This window comes from Lentzea sp. NPDC037011 (assembly GCF_055607425.1).
Window position 1 is genome coordinate 589,798 of sequence record NZ_JBVJRT010000006.1, and the last position, 18,477, is coordinate 608,274.

Below are 18,477 nucleotides of genomic sequence, written 5' to 3' on the forward strand. Positions count from 1 at the left end.
CCCCCGCGTGCACTTCACATCAGGCGGCGTCCACGAACGTGGACGGGCCGACGGTCACCGCGGCGGAACGGAAGTTCGCCTCCACCTCGGCCTTCTCCTTGGCGTTCGGGTTGGGGTTCTTGCACGACGTGCCGGCGCTCGCACCGGACATCAGGTCGGTGCACAGCCCCGTCCTGCGGTCGGGCATGCCCAGCAGGTGCCCGAACTCGTGGGACGAGATGCGCACCGTGTCGTGGCCCTCGTTGACCGCCTGACGACCCATGACCCACCGGCCACGGCCGAGGCTCGTGACGTAGGCGCGGGGCCACTGGTTGTCCACGGTGACGGTGATGTTCGCGGCGCCGGTCACCTTGACCAGCCGCACGTTCACCACGCTGTTGTTCCACACCTGGGCGCCCTGGTCGACGGCCGCCTGGAACTCACCGGCACCGCTCGAGTTGTACGTGAGGGTGCGGGGCGCAGCTTCCGCGGTTCCGACGAGGCCGACTGACAGGGCGGCAGCGCTGGCAACCACGGCAATTGTTTTGCGCAGGAACACAGGAATCTCCTCGCAATGCAGGGTAATTGCTCCCCGACTGTATCGAAGCAGCGTTGCCGCACAAGAAGAGTCAAGTGTCAATCAGCGCCGGAACGGTCCAGACACTTCGTAGGTGATCCCGCCGCTGCTGCTGCCGGACGTGCCGCGCTGCGAGGAGAAGTACAGCCTGCTGCCGTCGGGCGAGAACGCGGGACCGGTGATCTCGCTGCTGCTCTGGCCGGGAACCCGCAGGAAGGGGGCCACGACACCGGCCGGCGTGATGATGCAGATCTCCATGTTCCCGCCGTCCTCGGCGACGAACAGGTCGCCGCCCGACGACCGGGTCACGTTGTCGACACCGGTGAGCGGAGCCGTTCCGCTCGTCACGAGCGAGTCGTCATAAGTGAGGCTGATGGTGCTTTGTGATGCGTTGTAAGCCCACACCCGGCCGTCGCCTTTGGTGGTGAACCAACAGGTGTCGTCGGCGTAATAGCAGCCTTCGCCGCCGTTGAACCGCTTGGCGCCGCTCACCTGGTTGCGCGTGGCCGTCGGGCTGCCGTCCGGGTCGGGCACCCGCGCCCAGCCGACGCTGCCGGACGTGCCGCTGCCGCCGGTCATGACCTCCAGCGTGCCGGAGCTCAGGTCGCCCCACGTGGTGGGCGTGAAGCGGTACAGGCACCCGTCCGGCACGTCCTCGGTCAGGTAGACGACCTTGCGCACCGGGTCGGCCGCGCACGCCTCGTGCTTGAACCGGCCCATCGCCGGGCGCTGGACGGCCGCCTTGACGCCCCACGGGTCGGTCTCGTAGACGTAGCCGCGGTCGACCTCCTCGCACGACAGCCACGTGTTCCAGGGCGTGGCACCGCCGGCGCAGTTCACGTTGGTGCCGCTGAGGGTCCGGTAGGCACCGGTGATCGTGCCCGACTGGTCGAACCTCACGGCGCCCACGCCACCGGTGGAGGACACCTCGCTGTTGGACACGTAGATCCAGCCGGTGCCGTCGGCGAAGCACGCGCCGCCGTCCGGTGCGGGGTGCCAGGTGTAGCCCGTGCCCGCGACGCGCTGGCCGGAGCGCGCGATCACGCGGCTGGAGAAGCCCTGGGGCAGCATGAGCCCGCTGCTGTTGACCGGTTGCAGGGAACCGTAGGGGCTGGGACCGGGCTGGGCCCCGGCGGCGAAGGCCTCACGCCAGTCGGCGCCACCGAACGCCGCCGCTGCGGTCCCGACGACTGCGACACGAAGAAAGTTCCGACGCTCCATGCCTTGGAGCGTGCCGCAGATGGGGGCCGCCCGGGATGAAGGTCAGGCGAATGACCGTTGACGCGCCGGGGTGAACCCGCGGCGGACGCGGGACGGGGGCGGCGGGTTCGCCGCCCCCGTCCGCGTTCAGGCGAACGACGGTTGCCGCAGCGCGTGCTCCACCAGGGTGATGAGGATCTGCTTGGTGGACTGCCGGTTGCGGGCGTCGCACGGGATTATCGGCACCGACGAGGCGATCGTCAGCGCGTCCCGCACCTCCTCCGCGCGGTGGTGCATCAACCCGTCGAAGCAGTTCACCGCGACCACGTACGGCAGGTCGCGGTCCTCGAAGAAGTCGATGGGCGCGAACGCGTCGTCGATGCGGCGGGTGTCGACCATGACCACGGCGCCGATGGCGCCGCGGACCAGGTCGTCCCACATGAACCAGAACCGGTGCTGCCCCGGCGTGCCGAACAGGTACAGGATCAGGTCCTTGTCCAGCGACACCCGGCCGAAGTCCATGGCCACCGTGGTGGTGACCTTGCCCGGTACCGCGGACAGGTCGTCGACCCCTACCGAGGCCTGGGTCATGACGGCCTCGGTGGTCAGCGGGGTGATCTCCGAGACCGAGCCGACGAACGTCGTCTTGCCGACGCCGAACCCGCCCGCGACGACGATCTTCGCCGATGTCGTGGTCAGGTCGGCCCCAGGTGACCCCGGACGACCCGGAGCACCGTTGCTCATGGGAACTTCTCTCTACTCAGGACAGAACTGCTCAGGCTCGCATCGAGACGTGCAGCTGGGCGCGGATCTCCGGCGTGAGCTGGAGACCGACCCGCTCCACCAGGCGGGTCATCGCGTAGCCGATGAGCCCGATGTCGCAGTTGGGTGCGGCGAGCACGGCGAGGCAGGACCCGTCGCTGATGGACATCAGGAAGAGGTAGCCGCGTTCCATCTCGACGACGGTCTGCTTGACGTCGCCGGCCTCGAAGCAGCGCGCCGCGCCGAGGTTGAGCGAGACGAGACCGGACGAGACGGCGGCGAGCTGCTCCGCCCGGTCGTGCGGCAGTCGCTCCGACGTGGCGAGCAGCAGCCCGTCCGCCGAGACGACGATCGCGTGAGCGACACCGGCGACCCTGCTGACGAAGTCCTCGACCAGCCAGCTGAAGTTGTCCAGTTCCTCAGTCGCGGTGGTCACTGGTGTTCCCTTTCTGCGATCACGGGGATGTCCCCGACGGCCGAGTCGAAGAGCGAGTCGCGGCCCATCTGGACACCCTTCTGGTACGTGGCGAACCGCTGGCGCAACCGTTCAGCGGAACGACCGCTCGCGGCGACGGTCGCCAGCTGGGGCACCGGTGAGGACGGCTTCGGGGTGGAGCCGGGCACCAGGCGCGCCTTGGGGACGCGCTTGGGCAGCCCGTTCTCCGTCGTCTGCGCGGGGGTGCCGGACTCCAGCGCACCGGCGGCACGCCAGCCCTCGTCGGCCGAGCCCCAGTCGGACGCGAAGTCGGCGACGGCACGCGGCACGGCCGTCGGGGCCTCGGTCTTCACGGACTCCGGCGAACGCTGCCGCTTGGGCAGGCCGTTCACCGTGCTCGGTTCTTCCTCTTCCTCGTCGGACGTGTGCTCCACCGCCGGGACCCCTGCCGGTGCGGGCACCGACGGGGACGCGGACTCGGGAGCGGCCGGCGTCTGGAACCACCGCGACAACGCGTCCGCGGAGATCTCCTCGTCGTCGTCGCTCACCGCGGGGAAGATCTCGGTGGCGGCCTCGACGGGTCGTTCGACCGGCGGCTCGTAGGAGTACCGGTCCTCGACGGCGGTCTCCTCCGCCTCGATCCGCGCGGTGAACAGGCCGTCCGCGGACGTCTGCTCGATGCGGTGGCGCCCGCTGGGCTCCTCCTCCGCCGTCTCCGCCGACGACACCACGACCGGGTACTCCGGCGTCCACTTCGGAACACCGGAGAGGCCCTCGCCGGTGCTCTCGACGGCGGGTGCCGGCGAGGGCGCGACGGCCGGGAGCGGCAGCGCGGGCGGCGGGCCCTTGTGCAGCAACGAGGCCGGCAGCACGACCTGGGCGGTGACACCACCCTCTATGTCGTCGTTGTTCGCCAGCGTCACGCGGATGTCGTGCCGCTTGGCGAGCTGGCCGACCACGTACAGGCCCATCTCGCGGGCCACGGAGACGTCGACCTCCGGCGGCTCGGCGAGCTTCGCGTTGAACTCGACGACGTCCTGCTCCTGCATGCCGACACCGCGGTCGTGGATGCGGATCGCGACCTCGCCCTTGCGGGTCTCTATCGTCCGCACCGTCACCTTGCTGGTGGGCTTGGAGAAGGCCGTGGCGTTGTCGAGCAGCTCGGCCACGAGGTGCGCGAGGTCGTTGACCACGCGGCCCTGCACCATGAGCTCCGGCGTCGGCGCGATCTGCACGCGCGCGTACTTCTCGACCTCGGAGACCGCGGCGCCGAGGACCTCGGCGATCGCGACGGGCCGGGTGACGCGGCGGTTGACCGTCGTGCCGGAGAGCACGAGCAGGTTCTCGCTGTTGCGGCGCATCTGCGTCGCGAGGTGGTCGAGCTCGAACAGCGACGCCAGGTGGTCGGGGTCCTGCTCATCCTGCTCGAGCCGGTCGATCACGCTGATCTGCCGCTCCACCAACGCCTGCGAGCGCCGCGACAGGTTGATGAACATGTCGTTGACGTTCGCGCGCAGGGCCACCTGCTCGACGGCGAGGCGGACTGCTTCGCGCTGCACCAGGTCGAACGCCCGCGCGACCTGGCCGACCTCCTCGGTCGTGTTGAGCGGCACCGGGACGATCGCCTCCTCGGCGGCGCGTTCCGGGTCGCGGTGCGACCGGATTCGCTTGATCGCCTCCGGCAGCTGGTTGCGCGCCACGTCGAGCGCGCTGCGGCGCAGGATGCGCAGCGGCCGCAGCATGGACTGCGCGACCATCGCCATGAGACCGAACGCGAGCAGCAGCGAGATCGCGACCAGTGCCGCGTCCCGCCAGGCGTCCGAACGCGCCGTGTCGGCGAGACGCGTGGTCGTCGCGTCGGCCTGGCCCTCCAGGTCGCCCGCGACCTGGGCGACCAGGTTCGCGGTGTCCTGGCCGATCTTCAGCACCTCGGCGTCGGTGATGGTGATCGTCTCGCGCTCGAAGTCCTGCGCGAGCGCGAGCCGCACCAGCCGGTTGCGACCGTCCACGGCGGAACCGGACACGACGTCCTGGAACCGCTGCCGGTTCTCCGCCGACGCCAGGTCGTTGAACTCCGTGAACGCGGCGTCCAGACGGGACTGCGCGGCACGCAGCTCGTCGGCGGCACCGGGCGCGAAGCCCCTGCGCAGCGCGGTGGACGTCAGGATCGCGTTCTGCTGGCCGAGCTGCTCCTGGGCGCTGTAGAGCGCCTGCGCGGCCGTGACCAGCGGCACGATCTCCGGCTCGCTCAGGCTCGACACCACGGCACGGTGCACCTGGCTGAGCGAGGCGCTGATCTGGTTGTACGCGCTGATGACAGCGACGTCCGGGTACTTCGTGCTCAGGATGGTCACCCGCAGGCTCGCCAGTCCGTCGAGGGACTGCAGCGACTTGGTGAACGACTCCTGGAGGGGCGCGCTCAGGCCGGAGGCCGTCGCGCCCGAGTTCCGGTACTTGTCCAACTCCGTGTCGGTAAGACCGGTCTTCGCCGCGTGCTCGGGGCACGCGTTCTGCCTGCCGGCGGCCACACACTGGACCGCCCAGTCGCGCTCGACCTGCAGAGCGCTCTCCACCTTCGCCGCCTGGTGGCTGACAGCGAGCTCGCGCTGGACTTTGCCGAAGAGTTCGACGTCGTCGAGCTGGGTGTTCAGCCGCAGGCCCGCGAGAGTCGCGGTGCTCAGGGCCGGAACCAACAACACCACTGCGAGCTTGCTCCGCAACCGCCAGTTGCGTAGGCGGAACCGGTCGATGCCTCGCTGGTCCTCACGACCGCGCACCGTCAACACTCCCCGCCCCGTTTAATAGCTGCAAACCTGGTGGATCTTGGAGTAAAACGCACCGTTCTCATACCGCCGTTCGGACGACAAAACAGCTGGTTCGAGAATCAACAACTGTGCAGGGGCGGCTAAACGGCCCCTTGCCGATAATTCTTGCGGCGCAGACGACCGCCGCGGGGGGCTTTCGATCACGGCGCGATCACAGCCCCCCGCGCTGTTCGTCAACTACCGGAGGGCTGGATGAGCATCGGCTTCACGTCGAGCTCCTTGTCCAGCATCCCGTAGCGCACCATCAGCTGGACCACGCGCTGCAGGCGGGTCGCGTCGAGCGTCGTCGGGAACGCGCCGAAGTGGACAAGACCTGCGGTTTCCTTGTCGACCTTGGCGTACTCGACCAGCAGCGGCTCCACCGTGGGGCGGTCGGTGGCGTCGGCCTGGCCCTTGGCCATCGCGCGCTGGAACGCGGCGACGGTCTTCGGGTTCTCCTTGGCGAACGCGCCGGTGGTGGCGTAGCCCGCGATCGGGATGTTGTCCGTCGGGCCGGTCGCGGCGTCCAGGACCTTGATCTGGCCGGCGGCGCGCTGGGCGCGGGTGATGAACGGCTCGACCATGAAGGCCGCGTCGACGGTCTTGTTCTGGACCGCCGCCTGCATGTCCGGGAACGGCATCTCCTTGAACTTCACCGAGTTCACGTCGACGTTCGCGGCTTCGAGGGTGGCCTTCGCGGTGAGCTCCGCGATGTTCCTGAAGGTGTTGATCCCGATGGTCTTGCCGGCGAGGTCGGCAGGACTCTTGATGGCCGAGTCACCGTTGGCCAGGATCAGGAACATGTCCGGCTTGGCCTGGTAGCCGTCGGAGATCAGCTTGAGGCCGTCGACCGCCTTCGCGGTGTCCTTCGCCTCCGCGGCGAAGAACGAGACCCAGTTGCCGAACGTGAAGTCCAGGTCCTTGCTGATCAGGCCGGGGATCGCCTTCGCGCCACCGTCGATGACCTTGAGGTTGACCTCAAGGCCCTCCTGGGCGAAGTAGCCCTTCTTCATCGCGACGTGGACCGAGGCCACGTCGAGGATCGGCAGCACCCCCAGGGTGATCTTGGCCTTCTCGACCTTGCCGCCGCTGTTCTGGTCGGCCGGGGGTGACTGCTCTTCGCCGCCGAGCAGTCCACAGCTCGCCACGGTGGCGAGCAGCGTGGCGAGGGCGATGCCACGGACGGCGGTGCGGCGGACTCTTCGAGTCATCGGGAGCACTCTCCTGTCGGAGCGGTGTCGTCGTTGCGGGGATTTTGTCGCGACGGTCAACCACTCAGAGTAATGACGCTGCTCCAAAAGACCCCAGTTGACCGACACGAGCAGGTTCCAGTCCACTACCTGCGGTGAGCATCTAAGCACAGCAGGTCTAGGGCTAGGAGAACCCCAGTTGAAGCGCGCTGTAGCCGTCGTCGGCGCCGGGCCGGCCGGTCTGACCTTGGCAAACTTGATCCAGCAGTCAGGCATCGACTGCGTGGTGCTGGAAAGGGCCAGTCGTACCCACGTGGAAACCCGGCCACGGGCGGGAGTCCTCGAACACCGCTCCGTGACGATGCTGGAGTCGCTCGGACTCGCCGATCGTTTGCTGATGGAAGCAGACCGTCACGGAACGTGCGAATTCCGGGTGAGTGGACAGGTGTTCCAGGTCGCGTACTCCGACTTGTACGGCGGCCGGGAGCACTACGTCTACCCCCAGCAGGAAGTGGTCAAAGACCTGATCGGAGCATTCCTGGCCGCCGGTGGTGACATCCGGTTCGAGGTCAGTGACGTCGAGTTGCGGGATCTGACCAGCTCTCACCCGTCCGTGGCCTGGACCAGCGCAGACGGGGTACGCGAAGAAGTTTCATGTGACTTCGTGGCGGGCTGCGACGGATTCCACGGGGTGTCCCGTCCGAGCATTCCCGAGGGAGTGCTGACGGAGTTCACGCACCAGCACGGGATCGAGTGGCTCACCATTCTCGCGGAGGCCCCTCCGTCGACTAAAGCCGTGATTTACGCGCTGCACGCCGACGGTTTCGCCGGACACATGCTGCGCAGCCCCTCGGTATCGCGTTTCTACCTCCAGGTGCCGGTCGGGACAAAAGCTGAAGATTGGTCGGACGAACAGGTCTGGGAGGCGTTGCACAAACGCTTCGCGCTGCGCGACTCGTCGTGGGAGCTGAACGAGGGCAAGATCATCGAAAAGCGCGTCCTCGACATGCGCAGCCATGTGGTCGAGCCGATGTCCTACGGGCGGCTGTACCTGCTGGGTGACGCAGCCCACATCATCACCCCGGTCGGCGCCAAGGGCATGAACCTCGCCATGAACGACGCCGCAACCTTCGGACGTGCACTGATCGCCTACTACGACACCGGTTCCGAGAACGGGCTGAAGACCTACTCAGACGACTGTCTCAAAAGGGTCTGGCGGGCCCAGGAGTTCTCGCAGTGGATGGTCAACATGATCCACACCGATGTGAGCTCCCCCTTCTTCGGACGGTTGGCGCAGGCCAGGTTGGAACACCTGGCCGAGTCCCCTGCCTACCGGGCGACCTTCGCCGAGAACTATGTGGGGCCCTAACGGGTGAAATCCCGGGTCCCCTAACGAGTGATCCCGACCCCCTAGGGACCTCGTTTCGTCACGATCTGGGGCCAACTCCCGATGCCGGGGGGTGTCGGTCATCCATACGGTTCAACCCGACATCCCCCGATCACCACATCAGGAGCCTGGTTCCATGAGCACCCTGCACGACTTCACCCTCTCCCTGCTGAGCGACCTCGACGCCCGCGAGGCGTTCCAGCTGGACCCGCAGGGCGTGCTCGAGTCCGCCGGGCTGGGCGACATCACCCCCGGTGAGATCCAGGAGATCCTGCCGCTGGTGCTCGACACCGCCTCCGTGGCCAAGGTCGACGCCCTCGACGACGTGCTCGCGAACGCCGGCGACATCGCCGCCGCGGACCAGCTGAAGCTCGTCACCGGCAACCTCGACGGCCTCACCTCGATCGCCGACGTCGCGAACCTGGGCGCTCCGTCCGCCGTGACCGCGCTGGTCACCGACTTCGGCAACGTCGGCGACGTCGCCGGCACCCTCGACGTCGTCTCGGACGTCACGACCGTCGTGCAGGACAACTCGGTCGTCAGCACGGTCACCCACGTCGCGGACGTGCAGGACGTCGTGAACACCGACGTGCTGGTCAAGGACCTCGACACCGACGTGCTCGTCAAGGACGTCGCGAACACCGACGTGCTGCTCAAGGACACCGACGTGCTGGTGAAGGACGTCGCGAACCTCGACCTGGACGTCGAGAACGTCGTGGACGTGAGCGACAACGTCGTGCAGGACGTGGCGCAGGTCGGCGACGTCCACAACTCCGTCGGCCAGGTCGTGGGCGACCTCAACGTCGGCGACCTCGACCTGCTCGACGGCGGCCTGGGCAACGGCAACGACCTGAACATCCACTTCTGAGCCACCGGCAGCGCACGGGCGCTTGCCGCCACCTGTGAGCGCCCGGACCACCCTCCCGCACACCTCGCACGGTGACGGCCTCCTCGTCGGCTGACAGGCGTTCTGACAGCCCCGTCCGTGCGACGCGGAACGGCTCCGGACCACCGCGGTCCGGAGCCGTTCTGCGCGTGGATTTCCCGTCGTCCGCACCGGGTCTGCGGCAGCTTGGTCTTTTTCCCAGGTTTTCCCAGTAGGGCTCTGCACTCACGCCCGGTGGTACAAAGTGTCCACTCCGCGCTCCAGCACCCGGCGGACACCGCGGAGGTCCACCCGCGACCCCCGCTCGCCGCCCGTGTCCGCCAGACGCCACACGTCGGCGGGCTCCACACCGGCCGGCAGGTCCAGGTACCACGAGAACCCGGCCGGTCGCGGCGGAGCGCCCGCCTCGACGAGGTAGGAGTTGACGAACGCGTTGACGACGTCCTGGTCGGGGAGCAGCGGAGCGGGGGTGCGCACGACCCGGCGCGGGCCGGCGACCCACGCCAGCAGCAGCGAGAACCCGTTGTCGGACAACGGGAGCAGCCTTCTGCCCTGCAACGCCACCACGCGGCCGGGTGGCGCGGCCGAGATCTCCTCCGGCTCCGCGTCGACGATGAGGAACAGGTTCCAGTCGCTCACGCGGCAGAGTGTGTCAGGAGCTGACGGTCTCGCTGAGCGACTCCCGCTCGGCCTCCGCCCACTTCTCCACGTCGAGCGAGGGCTTGCCGACGTTGAGCAGCCGGGCGACGCGCGAACGCAGTGCCACGAAGGCCTCGTCCGTGCGCGTGGTCACCTGGTCGCGCTCGGCGGGCAGCGGCACCTCCAGGTCGGCCACGAGACGCGCGGGAGAGCCGGACAGGACCAGGATGCGGTCACCCAGGTACACCGACTCGTCGATGTCGTGCGTGACGACCAGGACGGTCGTGTCGTGCTCGCGGCGGACCCGCAGCAGCAGGTCCTCCAGCTCGAAGCGGGTCTGCGCGTCGACGGAGGCGAACGGTTCGTCCATCAGCAACAGGGCCGGCCGGTACGCCAGCGCCCGCGCGATGGCCACGCGCTGCTGCATGCCGCCGGAGAGCTGCCACGGCCGCTTCTTCGCCGCCTTGCCGAGCCCGACCCACTCCAGCGCCTCGGCCGCGCGGGCCTTGCGCTCGGCGCGCGGCAGGCCGCGCAGCGGGAACTCCACGTTGCCCTGCACGGTGAGCCACGGGAACAGCGACCGCTGGTAGTCCTGGAAGACGACGGCGAGGTGCGAGCCCTTGAGGGACACGTCCCCGCGCGACGGCTCGATGAGCCCGGAGATGGTGCGCAGCAAGGTGGACTTGCCGCAGCCAGAGGGGCCGACCACGCAGACGAGCTCGCCGGCTCGCACGGTGAACGACAGCCCCCCAATGGCTTCGTAGTCGCCGTAGGTGTGGCCCAGGTCGGCCACCTCAAGCATGTTGCTCATCACGACTCCTCGGTTGCCAAGCCAAAGCCCTGCGTTCCACCGCGAGCAACGCGGTGTTGAGTCCGTAGCCGAGGACGCCCAGCAGGACGATCCCGGCCCACATGCGCGTGTAGTCGAACTCGCGCTGCGCCTGCATCAGCTGCGAGCCGATGCCGTTGTCGGTGGCCACCAGCTCGGAGATCACCATCAGCACGAGCGACAGGGAGAGCGAGACCCGCAGTCCCGCGAAGATCTTCGGGGAGGCCGCGGGCAGCACGACGCCGAGCACCCACTGCCAGCGCGGGATGCCGAACACCGCGGAGGTGTCCACTTTGGTCACGTCGACCGAGCGGGCGCCGTCGACGCTGTTGAGCAGCACCGGCCACACGACGCCGAACACGATCGTCGCGAGCTGCATCGACGTGCCGCCTTTGAACAGCAACAGGAACACCGGCACCAGCGCGGGCGGCGGGATCGAGCGCAGGAACACCAGCAGCGGCCCCGCGTACTCCATCGCCCGGTCGGACCGGCCGAGCAGCAGGCCCAGCGACACGCCGATCACGCAGGCGATCGCCCAGCCCGACAGCAGCCGGCCCACCGACGGCAGGATGTGCTCGGTGACGTTCTGCGGCTCCAGCACCCACCACTCGTAGGCGGCGGTGACGATCTGCGACGGCGGCGGGAAGAACGGGTCGTCCGCGAGCCAGCCGAGGACCTGCCACACCACGATCAGCACGGCGAACACGGTCCACCGTTGAACGAATCGGTTCACCAGGCCACCCACCGGCGCCGCACGCGCTCGAGACCGTTGTTGAGCAGGACACCGATCACGCCCGCGACCACCGTGCCGGCCAGGACCTGGTCCATCCGCCCGGCGCCGCTGCGGGCCTCCATGATGAAGTAGCCGAGCCCGATGTCGGCGCCGGCCATCAGCTCCACGCTGACCATCACGATGAGCGCGGTGGTGGCCGCGAGCCGGATTCCGGTGAGGACGAACGGCAGCGCGCTGGGCAGTGCCACCCGGAACAGCACGCCGACGCGGCCGGTGCCGAAGACCCTGGCCGTCTCGACCTGCAACGGGTCCAGTTCGTCCAGCGCGTAGATGGTGTTGAACAGGATCGGCCACACCGCCGCGTACACCGCGAGCGTGATCTTCGTTTCCGGTCCGAAACCGAGGATCACCAGCGCGAGCGGAATCAGTGCGACGGAAGGGATCGGGCGCAGGAACTCGACGACCGCGCGGGTCGCGTGGCGCACGGCGGGAACGCTGCCGAGCACGAGTCCACTCGGTACCGCGACGGCGATGGCGACCACGATGGCGATCAGCAGTGCCAGCACGGTGGCCACGACGTGGCGGAGGAAGACCGGGGCGACCAGCTGCGCGGCCAGCTCTCCGAACACGACGGACGGTGGGACGAGGGCTTCCGCGGGGACGAGGGTGGAGCGTCCTAAGAGCTCCCAGAGCGCGAGGAACCCGGCGATGCCGAGGAGTCCCCTTGTGAACGCACGCACTCGGTCACCCTAGAGAGTTGATCACTCAACCACAATGCGTGTCGAGGCAACTCCGGGGTGTTTCCCGCACATCAGCGGCAGTCAGCAGACCTCGACGCGCTCCGCTTCGCCGAAGCTCTTAACCCATTCGGAGTCCGTGAGCCGCGCACGCCCCTCCGCGCACATCTCGCGGCGGATGCGCCCGGCGTCGAGCTCGTAGGTCAGCAGCTGCGGGTCGGTGCCGCCGCTGCGGACGAGGAAGTCGTCGTGCGCGGGCCGGTAGGTCGCGTACACCGAGCCGCCGTGGCCGGTGACCGAGGCGAGCCGGTCGGGCTGCCTGCCGCCGGGGTAGAGCCGGTACACCTCGAACGTCTGCGCGCGCACGACGGCGATGCGGTCGTCGGTGCCGAACGTGACCCAGGCGCCGCTGGGCACCGTGGTCGACAGGGTGGCGGTGGGCACCGGGGTCCCGCCCGGCACCAGCTGCCACACCTCGACGGTCGACTCGGGGGTGTGCTCGCCCGCGAGCCAGCGGCCGTCCGGGCTGTAGGTGAGCCGGTTGACCAGGCCGGGGCGGACCAGCGGCTGGGCGGCCGGTTCCAGGGTCGCGCCGATCCGCCACTGGCTGATCGTGGTGGTGCCGCCGGCCCGGTCGTGCAGCGCGGTGGCGAGTTCGCGGCCGTCGCGGCTCAGCCCGACGCCGTCCGGGCTGCGCACCGGCATCTGGATCTCCTCCGGCGCCCGGCCGTCGGCGAGGTCGAGCAGGATGGCGCGGCCGCGGGTGTTCGGGTTGAGCAGGCCGGGGTCGGAGTCGTCGTGGTAGCCGACGACCCGTGAGCCGTCCGCGCTGAGGTCCTGTGCGCGGAACCCGGCGGGCAGCCGGTAGAGCAGCGACATCCGGGTGTGGTCGGTGACCGACCACAGGTACTGCCGGCCGCCGGGGTCCTGGGTGATGGCGCGGCGCTCGGCGAGGTGGGTGACCTGGTGGCCGGCCGGGAACCGCTCACCGGGCACGGGGTCGGTCTCGTCGATGCGCCACATCCGGTCGGTGCCGTCGCCGTCGCGCACCGCGGCCAGCTCGCCGCGCGGCCCGGTGAGCACCTTGGCGTTCTCCGCCGGGGTGCCGGTGAACCCGATCCGCCGGGTCCAGGCGTTGGCCAGGCGCAGGATGCGTTCCGCGTCCTGCGAGGGCGCCACCCGGTAGCCGACGAGGGCGAACTTGTCCGCGAACGGCTTGCCCTGCTCCATCAGCGACGTCGACTCGGCCATCGCCTGCCGCCCGAACGCCTCGTCGGTGAGCTGGGTGATGCGCTGCTCGTTGGTGAGCGCGTAGATCACGCTGCCCGGCACGAGCGCCGCGAGCACCGCCGCGACGGAGATCAGCGCCACCGAGCGGCGGGTCTCGCGCCGGGCGCTCAGCTCGACGAACCGGCGTTCCGGCGCGGTGAGGAAGTCGCCCAGGCCGCGGGCCTTGCGCAGCCGGGCACCGCGGTAGAGCGCGCCGGGGTCGCGGTCGCTCGACTCCCACAGCTCGATCGCGGTGACGAGCTGCTGGTGCGTGCGGAGGTTCTCGTGCTCCTCGTCGATCCACCCGCGCAGCCGCGGCCAGCGCAGCACCGCGTCGTGGGCGAGTCCTGCGCCGTCCTCGCCGAGGACGACGAGCCGGGTGCGGACGAGCAGGTCGAGCAGCCGCGGCTCGACGTCGGGCTTGCTGGTCTTGCGCTGCAGGACCCCGTTGCGCTGCATCGAGACCAACCGCAGGAACACGGTGCGGACGGCGCGCTGGTCGGCCTCGTCGAGGGCGGAGAAGAACGTCTCGGCCGCCTGCGCCATGACGTGCTCGATGCCGCCGGACTCCTCGTACCCGGCGAGCGACAGCGTCATGCCGCGCTTGCGCCGCCACGTCTCGATCAACGCCTGCGACACGAACGGCAACGCCGGCTGGGCCGCCACGTCCGCCACCAGCCGCGCCACGAGTGCGGTCTCGACCGACACGCCGAGCTGGCCGGCGGGCTCGGTGACCGCGCGGCGCAGCTCCTCCGCGGTCATCGGCTCGATCAGGACCTCGTTGCCGGGCAGGACCCGCGCGAGCCCGGGGTGCGCGTGGCAGCGCCGCCGGAAGTCGGAGCGGACCGCGACCACGACCCGCGGGCAGCGCAGCAGCGCGGTGACGAAGCCGGTGGCCTCGAAGGCCTTCTCGAAGTCGTCGACCAGCAGGACGAGACCGGGGCAGTGCTGCCGGACGCGCAGCCGCAGGTGGTCGGGGTCGGCCGCGAGCTCGGCGGCCAGCTGCTCGGCGGTGGTGCCGAAGAGGCCGGCGAGGGCGGTGGCCAGCGCGTCGAGCGGGCGGTCGGAGGGGGTGACGACGACGGCGTGGTCGAACGCGGGCAGCAGACCGGCTTCGAGCAGGGAGGTGCGCCCCGACCCGGACGGCCCGACCACGGCGGTGAACGACCCGCTGCGCGCGAGCACCCGCTCGACCAGCGCCTCACGGCCGAAGTACCTCTTGGCGTCCTTCTCGTGGAACGGTGCCGCGCCGACGTAGGGGGCGCTCGGCTGCAACGGCGAGACCTGCTCGGCGGCGAGCTCCCGCCACCGCGCCGTCCACTCCTTCGGATCGCCCTCGCAGGCGCGCACGAAGGCCAGCGTCAGCGCGAGCGACGGCAGCTTGCGCCCACCGGCCGCGTCCGACAGCGCCGTGGGCGAGTAGTTCGCCCTGCCCGCGAGCTCGCGGTAGCTCGGTTTGCCCGCCTGGTCGCGCAGTCTGCGCAGGTCACCGGCGAACCGGAGCAGCGCGGTGTCCTCCGGCCCCAGCGGTCGTTCCCCTCGTGGCATGCCGCCTCCCGGCCGGATTGTCCACCAGAGGTTCGCCTGGCGTCTAACACCACGCTAACCGCTTGCGACCGGGATGTTCGCCGCCACGCGAACGTCACACGAACGAGACCTCGCACCGTCACCCTCGGCCACTCTCCCTCGTGTCACGCGGGGCCCCCGCGTTCCCCTGAGGTGCATGCGGGGACCCCGCGTACCCCCGAAAGGCACGCGGGGACCCCGCGTACCCTCCGGGAGCGGTCAGTCGTGGCACGGTGGTGTGAAGGCGAGGCCGGCGAAGTAGCGGTTCCACTCGGCCCCGGTCATCCGCGGGACCGCCTGCTCGCAGATCCGCACCGCCGGGTCGCGCAGGTCGACGTTCCACAGCCGCACCGCCCGGTCCGCCCCTCCGGTCACCACCTCGTCGCCCCTCGGCGTGAGCCCGACGGCGGTGACCGGTCCGGCGTGCCCGCGCAGCAGCGCCAGCTCGACCGGCTCCCCCGCGCCGAGCCGCCACAACCGCACCAGGCCGTCGTCGGTCGCGACCGCGAGGCTGTCCGCGCTCAGCCACGTGCCGGTCACCTCCCCACCGCCGGAGGGGAGCTCCGCCCGCAGGGCCGGCGCGCGCGGGTCGCGGGCGTCCCAGAGGTGCACGGCGGTGCGGCCGGCGGTCAGCAGCAGGTCGCCGGCGAACTGGGCGTGGCCCGCGAACTCCGTGGTGAGCGACAACGGCGTGAGCCGGCGCGGGTCCGCGGCGTCGAGCAGGTGGACGGCACGGCCGGTGGTGACAGCGGCGAGCACGCGGCCGTCGGCGCGGAAGGCGAGGCCGGCGAGCGGGCCCAGGCCGGGCTGGGCGGTGGCGAGCAGCCGGGGGCGGCCGCCGCGCAGGTCGGTCCAGGAGCCGACCGCGCCGTCGGGGCCGGTCGTGACGAGGGTGCTGCCGCGCCAGGCGACCGCGGTGGCACGGGCGGGCAGCACGCCGAGGTCGCGCGGCTTGCCCAGGGAGATGTCGACGAGGTGGACGGTGCCGTCCTCCCCCACCGACGCGAGCAGGCCGCCCGCCGGGTCCACCGCCAGCGCGACGACGGCGCCGGCGTGCCGGGTGGCCTCGTAGGACGTGCGCGGCGCGGGCAGGTCGTCGAGGGTCGTCAGCACGACCAGCCCGTCGCGGTGACCGGTGACGACCTGCTGCTGCGTCGGGCCGACGACGAGCGCGGTGACCTCGGCGTCCGCCGCGCGCAGGGTCTGCACCGGCACCTCCTCCTGGCGCAGCGCGTTGCGGGCCTGCGGGAGCGGCACGAGCCGGTAGGCGGCGAGCGCGACCTGCTGGGCCAGCGCGGGGTTGCCCGACCGCAGCGCACCGGCCTCGGCGACGGCCTTCAGCACGGCGGTCGTGGTGCGCTGCTCCTCGGCGGTCCTGGTGGCCCGCAACGCGAACACCGTCGAGCTGGCGGCGACCACCAGCAGCGCGACCAGTGCGGCGAGCAGCTGGCGCTGGCGGCGGGTGCGGCGCCGCGCGCTCGTCGTGACCTCCTCCTCCGCGGCGCGGCTCGCGGCCAGGAACGCGCGTTCGCGGGAGGTGAGCGCGAGCCCCGCGGGCACGTTGGCGAGCCGCCGGCCGCGGAACAGCGCCCCGGCGTCGCGGTCGAGCGCCTCCCACGTCCGGGTGGCGTCGGTGAGCTCCCGCTGCGCCCTGACGTTCTCCCGGTTCTCCTCGACCCAGCGGTGCAGCGCCGGCCAGCTGCGGATCAACGCCTCGTGCGCGAGCTCGACGCCGTCGCGGTCGACGACCACCAGCCGGGCGGCGGCCAGCGCGGCGAGCACGGTCTCGCCGGCCTCCAGCTCGTCGCGGTGCGCGCGGCGCTTGGTGCCCTCGGCGGTGACGAGCCGCAGCAGCACCCGTTTCACCTGCTCGGCGGGCAGCCCGGCGAGCAGGTCCTGCGCGGTGCGGGCCACGGCGTGCTCGACGCCGCCGACCTCCTCGTAGGCCGCGAGCGTCAGCGTCATCCCCCGCCGGTGCTGCCAGGTCTCCGCGAGCGCGTGCGACAGCAGCGGGAGCACGGCTGCCTGCCCGACCGCGTCGGCCATCAGCCTGGCCAGCAGCGCGGTCTCCACCTTGGCGCCGGCGTGGGCGGCGGGTTCGGTGATCGCGAGCCGCAGCTCGTCCGGTGTCATCGCGCCGACCATGACCTGGCTGCCGCGCAACGCCTCCACCAGCTCCGGGTACTGCGCGCAGTGCCCGTAGTAGTCGGCCCGCGTGCCGATGACGACCTTGGCGCACCCGGTGAGCGCCTCGATGAGCCACGTCCGGCGCGCCTCGCTGCGGCACACCGTGAACAGCTCCTCGAACTGGTCGACGACGACGAGCCCGGTGTGCCTGCGGCCGAGCTGTTCGGGCCGCGCGAGCTCGCCGGCCAGCTCCACCGCGTCCTGCCCGGTGAGCCGGGCGAGGGCGAGCGCGCACTCCTCCACCGGGTCGGCGCCGGGCGTGAACAGCAGCACCGGGCCGTCCGTGCGCGCCACCAGACCGGCCTTCAGCAACGACGACTTGCCCACCCCCGACGGCCCGAACACGCCGGTGAAGCGGTGCCGCGTCGTCAGCAGCTCGACCGTGAGCCGCTCCCGGCCGAAGAACTTCGGTGCGTCATCGGGTTCGAACGCCTTGAGGCCGACGTACGGGCTGTCGGCACCGGCCCGCGGCTGCGTCTCGGCGACCGCGCGCCACCGCAGCTCCCACTCGTCCGGGTCCGCCGCGCACGCCTTCGCGTACGCCCTCGTCACCGCGAGGCTCGGCAGCTTGCGCCCGCCCGCCGCCTCCGACAGCGCCGCCGCCGAGTAGTGCGCCCGTCGGCCGAGCTCGCGGTAGGTGGGGCTGCCCGCCCGTTCCCGCAGCCGGCGGAGGTCCGCGGCGAACTGCAGGAGACCGCTCTCGCCCTCGTCGAGAGGGCGTTCCCGTCTCGGCACCCCGTCATTGTTCAGAGAACTCCGTTCAGCGGCCAACGCCTGACCGTGAACAACCCGTTCGCCCTAACGTCGCCGAACCGGCACCGCGGTGTGCCGTGGGCAACACCGAAATGCCGCCCACGGCTACACCCTTGTTAACAGCGCGTTGTCCACTCGCGTGGAACGAAGCTGGACAACGGGATCGTCCGTAGGTTCGACGGTGCCGGTCACGGGGCGCCGGCGCTGACGAGGGAGATCCTGACGTGACCATTGAGGCGACGACGACGGCACCGCAGGCACCGGTGAGGATGGTCTGCGAGATCGCGCGGGGCGTGCACGTGACCTGGCCGGGTGAGCCGCTGCGCTTCATCCCGGAGGGCACCCGGTTCTTCGTCGAGGCGTGGGTCGGCGACGGCTGGTACCGCGGCCGGCTGCGCGACGACCCGCGGCCGATGCACGTCAACGCGAGCTGCCTCGGCCTGCCCTGCGGCGACTGACCCGCGCCGGACGAGGACCGCCGTCGAGCCGTCTCGCCACGAGCGTGCGGCCGTCCGGGGACAGCCGCACGCCGATCACCGGTCC

Annotated in this window: 15 protein-coding genes; 3 read left to right on the plus strand and 12 right to left on the minus strand. The window is 70.7% G+C overall.

What is annotated here, in order from left to right:
* Window positions 1–19 precede the first annotated feature (19 nt).
* From ACZ7CH_RS22000 to ACZ7CH_RS22025, 6 genes are all read right to left on the minus strand, one after another.
* Window positions 20–514: a snapalysin family zinc-dependent metalloprotease gene (locus ACZ7CH_RS22000; protein WP_360392554.1), complete on the minus strand. Its 495-nt coding sequence runs from the start codon at window positions 512–514 to the stop codon at window positions 20–22.
* 105 nt (window positions 515–619) lie between these two features.
* Window positions 620–1,777, minus strand: a complete 1,158-nt coding sequence (locus ACZ7CH_RS22005; protein WP_470374713.1) for an alkaline phosphatase PhoX — start codon at window positions 1,775–1,777, stop codon at window positions 620–622.
* A 126-nt stretch (window positions 1,778–1,903) separates the two neighbouring features.
* A complete protein-coding gene (locus ACZ7CH_RS22010; RefSeq protein ID WP_360392559.1) occupies window positions 1,904–2,500 on the minus strand; it encodes a GTP-binding protein in 597 nt (198 codons plus the stop codon).
* Window positions 2,501–2,531: 31 nt separating this feature from the next.
* On the minus strand, window positions 2,532–2,954 hold the full coding sequence (locus ACZ7CH_RS22015) for a roadblock/LC7 domain-containing protein (RefSeq protein ID WP_360392562.1): 423 nt from the start codon (window positions 2,952–2,954) through the stop codon (window positions 2,532–2,534).
* Complete coding sequence (locus ACZ7CH_RS22020; RefSeq protein ID WP_360392564.1) at window positions 2,951–5,653, minus strand: nitrate- and nitrite sensing domain-containing protein; 2,703 nt, start codon at window positions 5,651–5,653, stop codon at window positions 2,951–2,953. Before ACZ7CH_RS22020 ends, ACZ7CH_RS22015 begins: the two co-directional genes overlap by 4 nt.
* Window positions 5,654–5,952: 299 nt before the next feature.
* Entirely contained in the window at window positions 5,953–6,969 is a 1,017-nt protein-coding gene (locus tag ACZ7CH_RS22025; RefSeq protein ID WP_360392566.1) for an ABC transporter substrate-binding protein, read from the minus strand.
* A gap of 178 nt (window positions 6,970–7,147) precedes the next feature.
* Between ACZ7CH_RS22025 and ACZ7CH_RS22030 the strand changes: the two genes are divergently transcribed.
* Window positions 7,148–8,317 carry a 4-hydroxybenzoate 3-monooxygenase gene (locus tag ACZ7CH_RS22030; RefSeq protein ID WP_470374714.1) on the plus strand — a complete coding sequence of 390 codons (1,170 nt, stop codon included), beginning with the start codon at window positions 7,148–7,150 and terminating at the stop codon, window positions 8,315–8,317.
* Between the two features lie 154 nt (window positions 8,318–8,471).
* Window positions 8,472–9,203 (plus strand): IniB N-terminal domain-containing protein, encoded by a 732-nt coding sequence (locus tag ACZ7CH_RS22035; RefSeq protein ID WP_458430926.1) that lies wholly within the window; start codon window positions 8,472–8,474, stop codon window positions 9,201–9,203.
* 243 nt (window positions 9,204–9,446) lie between these two features.
* Here the strand turns inward: ACZ7CH_RS22035 and ACZ7CH_RS22040 are convergent, their stop codons facing one another.
* The 6 genes from ACZ7CH_RS22040 to ACZ7CH_RS22065 form a co-directional block, all read right to left on the minus strand.
* Complete coding sequence (locus ACZ7CH_RS22040) at window positions 9,447–9,860, minus strand: DUF5956 family protein (RefSeq protein WP_360392575.1); 414 nt, start codon at window positions 9,858–9,860, stop codon at window positions 9,447–9,449.
* A gap of 13 nt (window positions 9,861–9,873) precedes the next feature.
* Window positions 9,874–10,671 carry an ABC transporter ATP-binding protein gene (locus tag ACZ7CH_RS22045; protein ID WP_360392578.1) on the minus strand — a complete coding sequence of 266 codons (798 nt, stop codon included), beginning with the start codon at window positions 10,669–10,671 and terminating at the stop codon, window positions 9,874–9,876.
* A complete protein-coding gene (locus tag ACZ7CH_RS22050; RefSeq protein WP_360392580.1) occupies window positions 10,655–11,422 on the minus strand; it encodes an ABC transporter permease in 768 nt (255 codons plus the stop codon). Before ACZ7CH_RS22050 ends, ACZ7CH_RS22045 begins: the two co-directional genes overlap by 17 nt.
* Window positions 11,419–12,162, minus strand: a complete 744-nt coding sequence (locus tag ACZ7CH_RS22055) for an ABC transporter permease (RefSeq protein WP_470374715.1) — start codon at window positions 12,160–12,162, stop codon at window positions 11,419–11,421. The genes ACZ7CH_RS22050 and ACZ7CH_RS22055 overlap by 4 nt, the downstream gene beginning before the upstream one ends.
* An 81-nt stretch (window positions 12,163–12,243) precedes the next feature.
* Window positions 12,244–14,976, minus strand: a complete 2,733-nt coding sequence (locus ACZ7CH_RS22060; protein ID WP_470374716.1) for an nSTAND1 domain-containing NTPase — start codon at window positions 14,974–14,976, stop codon at window positions 12,244–12,246.
* 237 nt (window positions 14,977–15,213) lie between these two features.
* Window positions 15,214–17,916 carry an nSTAND1 domain-containing NTPase gene (locus tag ACZ7CH_RS22065; RefSeq protein WP_470374717.1) on the minus strand — a complete coding sequence of 901 codons (2,703 nt, stop codon included), beginning with the start codon at window positions 17,914–17,916 and terminating at the stop codon, window positions 15,214–15,216.
* Between the two features lie 242 nt (window positions 17,917–18,158).
* Here ACZ7CH_RS22065 and ACZ7CH_RS22070 point away from each other — a divergent pair, with 242 nt between their 5' ends.
* Complete coding sequence (locus ACZ7CH_RS22070; RefSeq protein WP_360392590.1) at window positions 18,159–18,392, plus strand: hypothetical protein; 234 nt, start codon at window positions 18,159–18,161, stop codon at window positions 18,390–18,392.
* Window positions 18,393–18,477 lie beyond the last annotated feature (85 nt).

Bases quoted from the DNA above. Each gene is read 5' to 3' on its own strand.
- ACZ7CH_RS22005 (WP_470374713.1), bottom strand. From the start codon at position 1,777: ATGGAGCGTCGGAACTTTCTTCGTGTCGCAGTCGTCGGGACCGCAGCG.
- ACZ7CH_RS22010 (WP_360392559.1), bottom strand. From the start codon at position 2,500: ATGAGCAACGGTGCTCCGGGTCGTCCGGGGTCACCTGGGGCCGACCTG.
- ACZ7CH_RS22025 (WP_360392566.1), bottom strand. From the start codon at position 6,969: ATGACTCGAAGAGTCCGCCGCACCGCCGTCCGTGGCATCGCCCTCGCC.
- ACZ7CH_RS22035 (WP_458430926.1), top strand. From the start codon at position 8,472: ATGAGCACCCTGCACGACTTCACCCTCTCCCTGCTGAGCGACCTCGAC.
- ACZ7CH_RS22045 (WP_360392578.1), bottom strand. From the start codon at position 10,671: ATGAGCAACATGCTTGAGGTGGCCGACCTGGGCCACACCTACGGCGAC.
- ACZ7CH_RS22060 (WP_470374716.1), bottom strand. From the start codon at position 14,976: ATGCCACGAGGGGAACGACCGCTGGGGCCGGAGGACACCGCGCTGCTC.